Annotated in this window: 11 protein-coding genes; 5 read left to right on the forward strand and 6 right to left on the reverse strand. The window is 74.2% G+C overall.

Annotation, left to right across the window (positions count from 1 at the left end; all coding sequences use genetic code 11):
• Positions 1-82: 82 nt before the first annotated feature.
• Both FHL80_RS11180 and FHL80_RS11185 read right to left on the reverse strand, forming a co-directional pair.
• Positions 83-1,612, reverse strand: coding sequence for an amidohydrolase (locus tag FHL80_RS11180; RefSeq protein ID WP_138733494.1), 1,530 nt, complete (start codon positions 1,610-1,612; stop codon positions 83-85).
• The gene (locus FHL80_RS11185; RefSeq protein ID WP_138733495.1) at positions 1,609-3,018 is read right to left on the reverse strand and encodes a serine hydrolase domain-containing protein; all 1,410 of its coding nucleotides are present in this window, start codon (positions 3,016-3,018) and stop codon (positions 1,609-1,611) included. Before FHL80_RS11185 ends, FHL80_RS11180 begins: the two co-directional genes overlap by 4 nt.
• A gap of 50 nt (positions 3,019-3,068) precedes the next feature.
• Between FHL80_RS11185 and cofC the strand changes: the two genes are divergently transcribed.
• The 3 genes from cofC to FHL80_RS11200 are packed head-to-tail and all read left to right on the forward strand — an operon-like array spanning position 3,069 to position 6,758.
• Positions 3,069-3,734: a 2-phospho-L-lactate guanylyltransferase gene (cofC, locus tag FHL80_RS11190; RefSeq protein ID WP_138733496.1), complete on the forward strand. Its 666-nt coding sequence runs from the start codon at positions 3,069-3,071 to the stop codon at positions 3,732-3,734.
• A gap of 14 nt (positions 3,735-3,748) precedes the next feature.
• Positions 3,749-5,812, forward strand: coding sequence for an RNA degradosome polyphosphate kinase (locus FHL80_RS11195; protein WP_138733497.1), 2,064 nt, complete (start codon positions 3,749-3,751; stop codon positions 5,810-5,812).
• Positions 5,796-6,758 carry an NUDIX hydrolase gene (locus FHL80_RS11200; protein WP_138733498.1) on the forward strand — a complete coding sequence of 321 codons (963 nt, stop codon included), beginning with the start codon at positions 5,796-5,798 and terminating at the stop codon, positions 6,756-6,758. The genes FHL80_RS11195 and FHL80_RS11200 overlap by 17 nt, the downstream gene beginning before the upstream one ends.
• Positions 6,759-6,866: 108 nt before the next feature.
• Here FHL80_RS11200 and leuD read toward each other — a convergent pair whose 3' ends face one another.
• Together leuD and leuC are read right to left on the reverse strand one after the other, a co-directional pair.
• Positions 6,867-7,463 (reverse strand): 3-isopropylmalate dehydratase small subunit, encoded by a 597-nt coding sequence (leuD, locus tag FHL80_RS11205; RefSeq protein WP_138733499.1) that lies wholly within the window; start codon positions 7,461-7,463, stop codon positions 6,867-6,869.
• Between the two features lie 5 nt (positions 7,464-7,468).
• The gene (gene leuC, locus FHL80_RS11210; protein WP_138733500.1) at positions 7,469-8,881 is read right to left on the reverse strand and encodes a 3-isopropylmalate dehydratase large subunit; all 1,413 of its coding nucleotides are present in this window, start codon (positions 8,879-8,881) and stop codon (positions 7,469-7,471) included.
• Positions 8,882-8,932: 51 nt separating this feature from the next.
• Here leuC and FHL80_RS11215 point away from each other — a divergent pair, with 51 nt between their 5' ends.
• Together FHL80_RS11215 and FHL80_RS11220 are read left to right on the forward strand one after the other, a co-directional pair.
• Positions 8,933-9,637, forward strand: coding sequence for an IclR family transcriptional regulator domain-containing protein (locus FHL80_RS11215; protein WP_138733501.1), 705 nt, complete (start codon positions 8,933-8,935; stop codon positions 9,635-9,637).
• A 99-nt stretch (positions 9,638-9,736) separates the two neighbouring features.
• Positions 9,737-10,831, forward strand: coding sequence for a sulfite oxidase (locus FHL80_RS11220; RefSeq protein ID WP_246078613.1), 1,095 nt, complete (start codon positions 9,737-9,739; stop codon positions 10,829-10,831).
• 21 nt (positions 10,832-10,852) lie between these two features.
• Here FHL80_RS11220 and FHL80_RS11225 read toward each other — a convergent pair whose 3' ends face one another.
• Together FHL80_RS11225 and FHL80_RS11230 are read right to left on the reverse strand one after the other, a co-directional pair.
• The gene (locus FHL80_RS11225) at positions 10,853-11,194 is read right to left on the reverse strand and encodes a hypothetical protein (RefSeq protein ID WP_216870625.1); all 342 of its coding nucleotides are present in this window, start codon (positions 11,192-11,194) and stop codon (positions 10,853-10,855) included.
• A gap of 31 nt (positions 11,195-11,225) precedes the next feature.
• On the reverse strand, positions 11,226-12,923 hold the full coding sequence (locus tag FHL80_RS11230; RefSeq protein WP_138733503.1) for a sodium:solute symporter family protein: 1,698 nt from the start codon (positions 12,921-12,923) through the stop codon (positions 11,226-11,228).
• Positions 12,924-13,138: the final 215 nt, after the last annotated feature.

Genomic DNA, 13,138 nt, shown 5'->3' on the forward strand with positions numbered 1-13,138 from the left:
GTCGGCGGGCGTGACCCCGCTCATGATGTTGCCCTCCGGGTGGCCGGCGCCCGCACCTGGCCCCGTGCGGAGGTGGTGTCGGTCAGCCCAGCGGCCCGCTGCGGTGCGTCCAGCGACCCGCCACGAGGGTGCCCTGGACCTCCGTCGCCCGCAGGCCGCGGACGCCGTCGCGGGCGAGCACCGCGGCCGGCGGCTCGGCCACCACGACCAGGTCGGCGACGTCGCCGACCCGCACCGCGCGGCGGCCGCCGCTGGCCGCGGCGAGCGCGACGTCGAGGTCCAGGTGCTGCTCGGGGTGCCATGCGGCCCGCTCGTCCAGCGACCGGTGGACGGCGCTGGCGATCCCGTCCCACGGGTCCAGCGGCGCGACCGGCGCGTCGGAACCAAGCACCAGCCCCGCCCCGGCCTCCACCAGCGCTCGGTACGGGAAGGCCCACCCGGTCGCGCCCGCCCAGTGCTGGTCGGCGGCGTCCCGGTCGTCGACGGCGTGCCGCGGCTGGACGCTGGCCACCACCCCCAGCTCGGCGAAGCGCGGCAGGTCGTCGGGGTGCACCTGCTGGGCGTGCTCGATCCGCCCGGTGCAGCCGGCCGCGGCGAACCCGTCCAGCGCGACGGCGGTCGCCCGGTCACCGATCGCGTGCACCGCCAGGTCCAGGCCGGCCGCACCCGCCCGGCGGAGCAGCCGCTCCAGCTCGGGCAGCGGCGTGCGCAGCAGCCCGTGCGCCTCCGGGTGGGTCGCGCCCGGGTAGGCGTGCGAGCAGAACGCCGTCCGGGTGCCCAGCGACCCGTCGACGAAGACCTTCAGCGGCCCCAGCCGCACCCGGTCGGCCGCGACCGGGTCACCGATGCCGGGCAGCGGGTCGCCGCTGCGCAGCCCGGCCGCGATCGTCTCCTCCAGCCGGTCGACCCACACCCCGGCGCGCACCCGCAGCGCCGGCCCGCCCGGCCGCAGCGCGGCCCGCCGGGCCCAGGTGGTCACCAGGTCGCCGTACTCCAGGTCGACGACGGCGGTGACCCCGCGGGCCGCGGCGGCGGACGCCGCCTCCAGCACCCAGCCGTCCAGGACGTCGTCGGGGACCCCGCCGGCCCGGGCGAACACCTCCATCGCGGCGTGCTCCCGGACCACCCCCGTGGGCGCGTCGAACCCGAGCAGCTCCGCGGCGGTGGAGCTGAGCCAGGCGGTGTGCATGTCCCCGCTGGCGAGCACCACGGGCACGCCGGGCAGGACGGCGTCCAGGGCGGCGGCGTCCGGCGGCCGGGCCCACAGCGCGTCGCGGAAGCCCTGCCCCAGGACCAGGGCCCCCGGCTCGGGCGGGACACCGCCGAGGCCGTGCACCACCAGCGCGGCCGCCTCGGCGGCCGACCGGGCGGCGGAGACGTCGATCCGGCGCCGCACGGCGGCCCACTGGTCCAGGTGCACGTGGGCGTCGGTCAGACCGGGCAGCAGGGTGCCCCCGTCGAGGTCCACGACCTCGGTGCCGGCCGGCAGCTCGGGCAGCCCCGGGGCGCCGGCGGAGAGGTCGTCGGCGACGGCCCGGACGCGTCCGGTGTCCACGAGCACGTCCCGCACCGCCGCACCGAGCCGCGCGCGGCGCAGCAGCAGTGCGCTCACCCGGCCACCTGCGCGGCGCGCCGGCTCCGGAAGACCTCCAGCGGCCAGGAGGAGATGCCGCCGGCCCGCACCCGGCCGACCGTGCCGTCGGCGGCCCACTCGTACTCCACCGTCTCGCCGGCGGAGCCGAACCCGGCCACGGTCTCCAGCCGCAGCGTGCCCGCGCCCTCCACGGTCAGCTCGGCGCGCTCCTCGGTCGGCTCGGGCGCGCTCGGGTGCAGCAGCACCAGCCGGCCGCCGAGCAGCGCGACGTCGGTGACGCCCCACAGGTTGGCGAACCGGCCGGTGTAGCGGGCCAGCTCCTCGGCCGGCGGCTGGTCGACGCCCTCCGGCGCGGCCAGCGCGAGGTCCAGCAGCGCGAACAGCCCCCGGGCCAGGGCGTCGGCGGGGCCGTCGACGGCGTTGGTCAGCACGCTGACCACGACCTGGCCCGCCGGGTCGATCCAGGTGCGGGTGATGTGCCCGGGGTAGCCGCCGCTGTGCCCGACGAGCTCCCGCTCGCCGAGGGTGCGCAGGTCCATCCCCAGGCCGTAGTGGCGGGGCTCGCCGCCGTGCGCCCGGATCTCGGACTCGCGGCGGCGCATCAGCCGCTTGCTGCCCTCGCTGAGCAGCGAGGGGTCCCCGGCGAAGTGCGCGGCGCCGAAGGTGGTCAGGTCCCGCGCGGTGGACCAGAAGCCGGTGGCCGAGGCCATCGCCCGGGTGTCGACGTGCGGGATGGTCGCGCGCTCGTCCTCGCCGTCCAGCAGGCCGGTGTGCCCGGCGGCGTACTCCCCTGCCCGGGCCGGGTCCCACTCGGGGCCGGTGTCGGACAGGCCGAGCCGGTCGACGACGGCGGCCTGCACGTGGGCGCCGTAGCCGGTGCCGGTGACGGCCTCGATCGCCAGCCCCAGCAGCGAGTAGCCGATGTTGGAGTACTTGAAGTGCTCGTTGCGCTGCAGCACCGCGCCCTCGTCCGCGGCGGTGCGCAGCAGCAGCGCCTCGTCGGGGAAGGGCTGCAGCAGCTGCCAGTGGTCGTTGTCCCGGCCGTCCCGGATCACCCCGCCCTGGTGGCCGAGCAGCTCGCGCACGGTGACCTCGGCCAGGCCGGTACCGGCCAGCGCGGGCACGAGGGCGGCGATCGGGTCGTCGAGCCGGAGCCGGCCGGCCTCGACCAGCTGCAGGACGGCGGTGGCGGTGAACGTCTTGGAGTGCGAGGCGATCCGGAACAGGTGCGCCGGTGTCAGGGGCGCGCCGGTGTCGAGGTCGGCGACGCCCAGCGCGGTGTCCAGCACCAGCCGGTCCCCCACCCGGACGGCGGCCTGCACCCCCGGGACCCGCAACCGGCGGCGCTGGTGCTCCAGCCACGACTCCAGGTAGGGCGCGGCGGCCGCGGCCACCTCGGCGGTGCGGGCGGGGTCGGGCTGCATGCTCGGGGTGCTCCTCGCGGGACGGGTCGGCGGTGTGCTGAGCTTGTCAGGTGCAACGGTGGTCGGTCGTCGTCCCGGCCAAGCGGCTGGTCGCGGCGAAGACCCGGCTGACCCCGCTGACCGCGACGCTCGGGGACGCGCCGCCCGCCGGGCACCGGGACCTGGTCCTGGCGCTGCTGGCCGACACCGTCGCTGCGGCGCTGGCCAGCCCGGCGGTCGGTGGGGTGCTGGTGGTGACCGACGAGCCGCAGGCCGCTGCCCTGGTCACCGGGCTGGGCGCGCGCACCGTCCGGGACGAGCCGGACGCGGGCCTCAACGCGGCGCTCGCCCACGGCGCCCGCCGGGCCCGGGCGGCCGCCGCCGGCGGCCCGGTCGCCGCGCTCTCCTCCGACCTGCCGGCCCTGCGACCGGCCGAGCTGACCGAGGCCCTGCAGGCCGCGGGCGCGGTGCCCCGGGCGTTCGTCGCCGACGAGCTGGGCAGCGGGACGACGCTGCTGGCCGCCCGCGACGGCGAGCTGGACCCGCGCTTCGGCCGGGGGTCGGCGGCCGCGCACGCCGCCGGCGGGGCGGTTCCGCTGACCGGCGACTGGCCCGGTCTGCGCCAGGACGTCGACACCCCCGCCGACCTCCAGGCGGCCTGCTGGATCGGGGCCGGCCCGCGGACCACCGCATTCCTGCGGTCTGCTGCCGAGTCCATCTCCTGGACACCTCCGTGAGGCAGGATCGACCCGTGCCCGACGCCCCCTCGCCGCTGCCCGCCGACCGGTTCCTCAACCGGGAGCTGTCCTGGCTGGACTTCAACAGCCGTGTGCTGGAACTGGCCGAGGACGAGGACCTGCCGCTGCTCGAGCGGGTCAAGTTCCTGTCCATCTTCGCCAGCAACCTCGACGAGTTCTTCATGGTCCGCATCGCCGGGCTCAAGCGCCGGCAGAGCACCGGGCTCAGCGTCCGCTCCCCCGACGGGCTGACCATCCGCGAGCAACTGGCCCGGGTGACCGAGCGCACCCAGGACCTCGTCCACCGGCACGCCAGCGTCTTCGACAAGGACGTCGCTCCCCGGCTCATGGAGCAGGGCATCCGGATCGTGCACTGGTCCGACCTCGGCGAGGCCGACGCCAGGCGGCTGCGGGAGTACTTCCGCGACCAGGTCTTCCCGGTGCTCACCCCGCTGGCCGTCGACCCCGCGCACCCCTTCCCCTACATCAGCGGGCTGTCGCTGAACCTCGCCGTCTCGGTGCGCGACCCGGAGACCGGCGCCCCGCGGTTCGCCCGGGTGAAGGTGCCCAACAACGTGCCCCGGTTCATCCCCGTCGCGGCGGCCACCGACCGCGAGGCGGTGTTCCTGCCGCTCGAGGACCTCATCGCCGCGCACCTGACCTCGCTGTTCCCCGGCCTCGACGTGATCGACCACCACCTCTTCCGGGTCACCCGCAACGCCGACCTCGAGGTGGAGGAGGACCGCGACGAGGACCTCCTCCAGGCCCTCGAGCGCGAGCTGGCCCAGCGCCGCTTCGGCCCCGCGGTGCGGCTGGAGGTCACCGAGTCCATCGACCCGCAGATCCTCGACGTGCTGGTGCACGAGCTGGAGATCAGCCCGGCCGACGTCGTCTCGGTGCCCGGGCTGCTGGACCTCGCGTCGCTGATGGCGCTCTACGACATCGACCGGCCCGAGCTCAAGGACGAGCCGTTCGTCCCGGCGACCCACCCGCGGCTGAGCGAGGGTGAGACCCCCAAGAGCGTCTTCGCCACGCTGCGCGAGGGCGACGTGCTCCTGCACCACCCCTACGACTCCTTCGCCACCAGCGTGCAGCGGTTCATCGAGCAGGCCGCGGCCGACCCGAACGTGCTGGCGATCAAGCAGACGCTGTACCGCACCTCGGGTGACTCACCGATCGTCGCGGCGCTCATCGAGGCGGCGCAGGCGGGCAAGCAGGTCGTCGTCCTGGTGGAGATCAAGGCCCGCTTCGACGAGGAGGCCAACATCAGCTGGGCCCGCTCGCTGGAGCGCGCCGGGTGCCACGTCGTCTACGGCCTGGTCGGCCTGAAGACGCACTGCAAGACCGCGCTGGTGGTACGGATGGAGAACGGCGTGATCCGCCGGTACTGCCACCTCGGCACCGGCAACTACAACCCCAAGACGGCCCGCATCTACGAGGACGTCGGCATCCTGACCGCCGACCCGCGGGTGGGCGCCGACCTCACCGACCTGTTCAACACCCTGACCGGCTACTCCCGGCAGACCACCTACCGCTCGCTGCTGGTCGCTCCGCACAGCATCCGCACCGGGCTGCTGGAGAAGATCCGCCGCGAGGCCCGGCACGTCGCCGAGGGCAAGCCCGCGGGCATCCGGATCAAGGTCAACTCGCTGGTCGACGAGCAGCTCATCGACGCGCTCTACCAGGCGTCGCAGGCCGGCGTCCCGGTGGAGCTGGTCATCCGCGGCATCTGCACGCTCCGGCCGGGGGTGCCCGGGCTGAGCGAGAACATCAGGGTCCGCTCCATCGTCGGGCGGTTCCTGGAGCACTCGCGGGTCATGCACTTCGCCAACGCCGGGACGCCGGAGTGGTGGCTGGGCAGCGCCGACCTCATGCACCGCAACCTGGACCGCCGGGTCGAGGTGCTGCTGCGGGTCAACGACCCCGCGGCGCAGCGGCAGCTGCAGCGGGTCTTCGACCTGGACATGGCGCCGGACGTGCGAAGCTGGCAGCTGGCCGGCGACGCGAGCTGGACGCGCACCGGCGACCGGGACTCGCAGGCGGAGCTGCTCGCCCTGCGGGGTGAGAGCGCTGGCTGACCAGGGGGTGCTCATCCCGGCCGCCGGCGGGGCGGTCTGGCGCACCGGGACAGGCGGGGTCCTGGAGACCGCGCTGGTGCACCGGCCCAAGTACGACGACTGGTCCCTGCCGAAGGGGAAGCTCGACCCCGGCGAGCACGCGCTGGTCGCCGCGGTCCGCGAGGTCCGCGAGGAGACCGGGCTGCAGGTCGCGGTCGGCCGGCGCAGCGTGCAGACCCGGTACACCGTGCGGAACGGCCCCAAGCGGGTCGACTACTGGGTGATGGAGGCCGTGGGCGGCACGTTCGTCCCCAACGACGAGGTCGACGAGCTGCGCTGGCTGCCGATGCCGGCGGCCATGGCGCTGGTCAGCCACGAGCACGACCGCGCGGTGCTGCAGGACCTCGCCCGCACCGACGTCCCCCGCTCGCCGGCGCTGCTGCTGCTGCGGCACGCCTCGGCCGGGAACCGCTCGGACTGGGACGGCCCGGACGCGACCCGCCCGCTGGACCGTCGCGGGCGGGCGCAGGCGGCCGGCCTGGCCGCCGTGCTGCCCACCTTCGCCCCGACCCGGCTGCTGACCGCCCCCCCGGTGCGCTGCCGGGAGACCCTGACCCCGGTGGCCGCGGCCACCGGCCTCCCCGTCGGCGAGGTGCCCGAGCTGGGCGAGGAGGGCTTCACCGCCGACCCGGAGGCGGGGCTGGCGGTGGTGCAGCAGCTGCTGGCCGACCCGGCCGGGCTCACCGTGGTCTGCAGCCAGGGCGGGGCGATCCCCTCCGTGCTGCTGGCGCTCGGCGTGCGCTGGCACGACGCGGCCGGTGCGCTGTGGCCACCCTCGGCCAAGGGCAGCGTGTGGGCGCTGGGCGGCCGGCCCGGCGCGCTGGCCGCCGACTACTACCGCGACTTCGCGGCCGACCCCGCCGCCGACCGCCACGCCGCAGAACGTGCGGTCCGGAGCCCGTCGTGACGGGAGACCGGGAGCAGGCCCTGGCCGCGGCCGAGCGCGTGCGGCGGGCCGTGGCGGAGCTGCGCGGCCGCGAGGCGCCGGTGCCGGCCCGGCGGCTGCCGGCCTGACTCAGGCCGGCAGTGACCGCGGCAGCCAGGCCGGGCGCTGCGCCTCGAACGCGCTGATGTCGTCCAGGTGCCGCTCGGTGAGGCCGACGTCGTCCAGGCCCTCGAGCAGCCGCCAGCGGGTGTAGGGGTCGATCTGGAACGGGACGGTGACGTCGCCGTAGGTGACCTGCTCGGCCTGCAGGTCGACGGTGACCGGCAGCGCCGGGTCCGCCTCGACCGCCGCCCACAGCGCCTCGACGTCGGCGTCGGGCAGGACGACGGTGAGCAGCCCGGCCTTGGTCGAGTTGTTGCGGAAGATGTCGGCGAACCGGGGGCTGATGACCACCCGGAACCCGCCGTCCAGGAGTGCCCAGTTGGCGTGCTCGCGGGAGGAACCGGTGCCGAAGTCGGGACCGGCGACCAGGATCGAGGCGCCGGCGTACTGCGGCTGGTTCAGCACGAAGTCCGGCTCGTTGGTCCGCCAGGCCACGAACAGCCCGTCCTCGAAGCCGGTGCGGGTGATCCGCTTGAGGTACTCGGCCGGGATGATCTGGTCGGTGTCGACGTTGCTGCGGCGCAGCGGGGCGGCGGTGCCGGTGTGGATGGTGAAGGCGTCCATCGCGGTCAGACTCCAGCCATCTCGAGGTCGGCAGGGGCGGTGAGCTTGCCGGTGAGCGCGGTCGCCGCGGCGACGGCCGGGGAGACCAGGTGGGTGCGTCCGCCCTTGCCCTGGCGGCCCTGGAAGTTCCGGTTGCTGGTGGAGGCGGAGCGCTCCCCCGGCTTCAGCTGGTCGGGGTTCATGCCCAGGCACATCGAGCAGCCGGCGCCCCGCCACTCGGCCCCGGCGTCGATGAACACCCGGTCCAGGCCCTCGGCCTCGGCCTGCTGCTTGACCGCCACCGAGCCGGGGACGACGAGCATCCGGGTGGAGGCGTCGACGTGCTTGCCCGCCAGCAGCGCGGCGGCGACCCGCAGGTCCTCGATCCGGCCGTTGGTGCACGAGCCGAGGAAGACGGTGTCGACCGCGATCTCGCGCAGCGGGGTGCCGGCGGTCAGGCCCATGTAGGCCAGCGCGGACTCGGCGGCCTGCCGCTCGTTCTCGTCGGTGATCTGGGCCGGGTCGGGCACGCTGGCACCGATCGGCAGCCCCTGCCCGGGGTTGGTGCCCCAGGTGACGTAGGGGGTCAGCGACGCGGCGTCGATGTGCACCTCGCGGTCGAAGACGGCGTCGGGGTCGGTGTGCAGCGTCGACCAGTGCGCGACGGCGGCGTCCCAGTCGGCGCCCTGCGGGGCGTGCGGACGGCCCTGCAGGAAGTCGAAGGTGGTCTGGTCCGGGGCGATCAGCCCGGCCCGGGCACCGGCCTCGATCGACATGTTGCAGATCGTCATCCGGGCCTCCATCGACAGCCCCTCGATGGCGGTGCCGCGGTACTCGATGACGTGGCCCTGGCCGCCGCCGGTGCCGATCTCGGCGATGACGGCGAGGATGACGTCCTTGGCCGAGACGCCCGGGGGCAGCTCGCCGTCGACGGTGACCGACATCTGCTTGGCCGGGTACTGCGGCAGCGTCTGGGTGGCCAGCACGTGCTCGACCTCGCTGGTGCCGATGCCGAAGGCCAGCGCGCCGAAGGCGCCGTGCGTGGAGGTGTGGCTGTCGCCGCAGACGATCGTCATGCCCGGCTGGGTCAGCCCCAGCTGCGGGCCGATGACGTGCACGATGCCCTGGTCGCGGTCGCCCATCGGGGCCAGCCGGATGCCGAACTCCGCGGCGTTGCGGCGCAGCGCCTCCACCTGCGCCCGGCTGACCGGGTCGGCGATGGGGCTCAGGATGTCCAGCGTCGGGACGTTGTGGTCCTCGGTGGCCATCGTCAGGTCCGGCCGGCGCACCCGGCGTCCGGCCGCGCGCAGCCCGTCGAAGGCCTGCGGGCTGGTCACCTCGTGCACGAGGTGGAGGTCGATGTAGAGGAGGTCGGGCTCCCCGGCCGTCCGCCGGACCACGTGGGACTCGTACACCTTCTGCGCCAGGGTCTGGCCCATGGGAGCTCCTCCTCGTTGCCATCTCATACAATGAGATGAGAGTATTGCTGCGTGGGACAGCCTAACCCCGTCGCGGTCCTGGACAAAGCCGTGGCCATCCTCCGCGCCGTGGCCGACGAACCGGCCAGCCTCGCCGAGCTGGTCGCCCGGACCGAACTGCCCCGCGCCACCGCGCACCGGCTGGCGACCGCGCTGGAGGCCCACCGCCTGCTGCGGCGCACCACGGCCGGCGCGTGGGCACCCGGACCGGCCCTCGCCGAGCTGGGCCGCGGCGGTGCCGACCTGTCCGAGCTGGCCGGCCGGCACCTCAGCGCGCTGCGGGACGCCACGGGCGAGAGCGCGCAGTTCTACGTGCGCGACGGCGGCAGCCGGATCTGCATCGCCGCCGCGGAACGCTCCTCGGGGCTGCGCGACACCGTGCCCGTCGGCGCCCGGCTGCCGCTGACCGCGGGCTCGGCCGCGCACGCCCTGCTCGCCTTCGCCCCCGCCGAGGAGGTCACCCCCCTGCTGCCGGCGGCGAGTTTCACCGCCCGGACGCTGCTGGACGTCCGCCGCCGCGGCTGGGCGCACAGCGTCGCCGAGCGGGAGGCCGGCGTCGCGTCGCTCTCCGCGCCGGTGCGGGACGGGGCCGGCGGGGTGCTGGGCGCGGTGTCGATCTCCGGGCCGGTGGAGCGGCTGGGCCGCCGGCCGAGCCCGGAGGTGGTCACCGCGGTGCTCGAGGCGGCCGTGGCGATCTCCCGCGCGGCCCGCTGCTGAAGGACCCCCTTCCTCCCCACCCTTCGCGAGCTCAGGGCGGGCCCCTGGAAGGGGGCCGAGGGTCCACACTGACCTATGGCCATGAGCACAGGTCTGGCTATGAGCACAGGTCACGCCCGCATCGCCGGGCCCGGTGAGGGCATCGGGCTCGACGAGCTCGCCCTGGCCACGCGCAACCACGGCCTCCCGCTCGAGGCGCTGCGCTGGGACGTGACCCCGCCGGGGCTGCACTACGTGCTCACGCACTACGACATCCCCGCCCTCGACCCGGCGGACTGGGCGCTGCAGGTCACCGGCGCCGTCGAGCGGCCGCTCCAGCTCACCCTCGCCGACCTGCAGCGGCGCGCCGGCGCCGCGGCCCGGGTGACGCTGGAGTGCGCCGGCAACGGCCGCGCCCGGTTCGAGCCGCGACCGGTGAGCCAGCCCTGGCTGCTCGAGGCGGTGGGGACGGCGGAGTGGAGCGGCACGCCCCTCGCCCCGCTGCTGCACGAGGCCGGCCTCTCCCCCGACGCCGTCGACGTCGTGTTCACCGGCGCCGACCACGGGGTGGAACGCGGCGTCGAGCAGGACTACGCCCGCGGCCTGCCGGTCACCGAGGCGCTGCGACCGGACGCGCTGCTGGCCTGGGCGATGGACGGCGCGGCGCTGCCCCCGCAGCACGGCGCTCCGCTGCGGCTCGTCGTCCCGGGCTGGTACGGCATGGCCCAGGTGAAGTGGCTGACCCGGATCGAGGTGCTCACCGAGCCCTTCACCGGCTACCAGAACGCGACCGCCTACCGGATCGCCACCGAGGCCGGCGACCCCGGCGACCCGGTCACCCGGATCCGGCCGCGGGCCCTGATGAGCCCACCCGGCTTCCCCGACTTCATGACCCGCGAGCGGTTCGTGCCGGCCGGGCCGGTGACCCTGACCGGGCGGGCCTGGTCGGGCCGCGCCCCGGTCACCGCCGTGGAGGTGAGCACCGACGGCGGGGCGAGCTGGTCCGGCGCGGAGCTCGCCGCGGCCGATCCGGCGCACCCCTTCGCCTGGCGGTCGTGGTCGTTCGCCTGGACGGCGGAGGCGGGCTCCACCGACCTGCTGGTGCGGGCGACCGACGCGACCGGGGAGGCGCAGCCGGTCGAGCAGCGCTGGAACCGCCAGGGCATGGCCAACAACCTGGTGCAGCGCGTGCCGGTCACCGTCCTCGCCCGCTGAGCCTCCGGACCGAGTCCTTCCTCAGTGGGGGGCTGCGTCCGAGCCGTCGCTGGTGCCCTCGCCCTTCTCCTTCTCCAGGGCCACGGGATCGACGACGATCGGCCGCAGCCACAGCCAGAGGGCGAACGCCACGGCGACGATGATCATGACGATCCCGGACCAGAGGTTCGCGTTCCAGTCGCCGGTCTTCGCCTTGTCGTCGGCGTTGTCGCCGACCAGGCCCATGATCGTCAGCACGATGCCGTACAGCCCGATCAGCCCGGCGATGACGGTGCGGACGTCGTAGGCGCCCGCGGTGTGCTTCTGGCTCGAGGTGCCCGACTCCGGCCCGTCCGCGCCGGCCTGTCCGTGTGCGGTGCTCATGTCTGCTCCTGTCGGGGAACGCCGGCGGCGGTCAGCGGAAGATGAGGTTCAGGATGATGACGAGCACCAGGGAGATGCCGGCCAGCTTGGGAGGCGACTGGTACCAGGGCAGCAGGTGCGCCTCCGGGTCGGTGCGCTGCTCCTTCGGGGTCTCGGAGTAGACCAGCCCGGCCAGCTCGGCGGCCGGTTTCGGTGCGGTGACCATGCTGACCCCCACGCTGACCAGCACGTCGACCACGAACGCCGCACCGGCGGCGGCGAAGCTCGCGCCCTGACCGCTGAGTGAGAGCACACCCAGGGACGCCGAGCCGAAGGCGTCCTGGCTCAGGAACGCGACGAGCACGGCGGCCAGCGTGCCGGACACCAGGCCGGCCCAACCGGCGGTGGCGGTCATCCGCTTCCAGAACATCCCGACGATGAACGTGGCGAACAGCGGGGCGTTGAAGAAGCCGAAGAGCGTCTGCAGGTAGTTCATCAGGTTGTTGTAGTTCGAGGCGATCAACGCGGTGAAGATGGCGATGACCGTCGCCCCGACGGTCGCCACCCGGCCGATCATCAGGTAGTAACCGTCCGGCTTGTCCTTCTTCACGTACTGCTGCCACAGGTCGTAGCTGAACACCGTGTTGAAGGCCGAGATGTTCGCCGCCATGCCGGCCATGAAGGCGGCCAGCAAGCCGGCGATGGCCACGCCCAGCAGCCCGTTCGGCAGCACCGCCTCCATCAGCATCAGGATCGAGTTGTTGTAGTCGACGGTGCCGCCGGTGGCCTTCGCCTCGCTGATCGAGGGGATCAGCACCGCGGCGATGATGCCCGGGACGATCACGATGAACGGGATGAACATCTTCGGGAACGACCCGATGATGGGGGTGCTCCGGGCCGCGGACATCGACTTGGTCGCCATCGCCCGCTGCACCTCGACGAAGTTCGTCGTCCAGTAGCCGAAGGAGAGCACGAAGCCCAGGCCGAAGACGATGCCGATGACCGACAGCACCGGGTTCTCGATCGCCGTCAGGCCCGTGCCGGGCCAGGACTTCAGCTGCTCGTCCCCGCCGGGTGCGGCCTGGACCTTGTCGATGAGGCCCCCGATGCCACCCACGCGGTGCAGACCGAGCAGCGTCAGCGGCAGCAGCGCGGCGACGATGACGAAGAACTGCAGGACCTCGTTGTAGATGGCCGCCGACAGCCCGCCCAGGGTGATGTAGCTGAGCACGATCGCTGCGGCGATGAGCAGCCCCAGCCACAGCGGCCAGCCCAGCAGCGCGTTCACGACGGTCGCCAGCAGGTAGAGGTTGATGCCGGCGATGAGCAGCTGGGCCAGCGCGAAGCTCAGCGCGTTGACCAGGTGGGCGCCGGTGCCGAACCGGCGGCGCATGAACTCCGGGACGCTCCGCACCTTGGAGCCGTAGTAGAAGGGCATCATCACGACGCCCAGGAACAGCATCGCGGGGACGGCGCCGATCCAGAAGTAGTGGAACGTGGCCATGCCGAACTGGGCCCCGTTGGCCGACATGCCGATGATCTCGACGGCACCGAGGTTGGCCGAGATGAAGGCCAGCCCGGTCACCCAGGCGGGCAGCGAGCGGCCGGAGAGGAAGAAGTCGAGGCTGTCCGACACCCGGCGGCGGGCGGCGAAGCCGATGAGCAGGACGACGGCGAAGTAGGCGACGACGAGCGCGTAGTCGACGGCGTTGGCGTCGAGCCGCAGGGTGTCGTCCGCTGCGAGGACCACGGTGGTACCTCCAGGTGCTCAGGTATCGGGCGCCCAGCATGGAGGCAGCTGGGACCGCTTGTCAGCCGTCAGACGGGGCACGGTGGTGCGGCGTGTTGATCAGCGACGGAACGCTAGCACCGGCGCACGGTCCGATCATCAAGTTGGTGACCGCAACCAGCGACGCAGGGTGACCAGGAGTACGGGAGCCCCCGACCCGGATCGGGTCGGGGGCT

The organism is Modestobacter excelsi, assembly GCF_005930495.1.
Lineage (GTDB): Bacteria > Actinomycetota > Actinomycetes > Mycobacteriales > Geodermatophilaceae > Modestobacter > Modestobacter excelsi.

What these genes read in the sequence shown, in the direction of transcription:
- FHL80_RS11185 (WP_138733495.1), bottom strand. Translation starts at nt 3,018, where the DNA reads ATGCAGCCCGACCCCGCCCGCACCGCCGAGGTGGCCGCGGCCGCCGCG.
- leuD (WP_138733499.1), bottom strand. Translation starts at nt 7,463, where the DNA reads ATGGACGCCTTCACCATCCACACCGGCACCGCCGCCCCGCTGCGCCGC.
- leuC (WP_138733500.1), bottom strand. Translation starts at nt 8,881, where the DNA reads ATGGGCCAGACCCTGGCGCAGAAGGTGTACGAGTCCCACGTGGTCCGG.
- FHL80_RS11220 (WP_246078613.1), top strand. Translation starts at nt 9,737, where the DNA reads ATGAGCACAGGTCACGCCCGCATCGCCGGGCCCGGTGAGGGCATCGGG.
- FHL80_RS11225 (WP_216870625.1), bottom strand. Translation starts at nt 11,194, where the DNA reads ATGAGCACCGCACACGGACAGGCCGGCGCGGACGGGCCGGAGTCGGGC.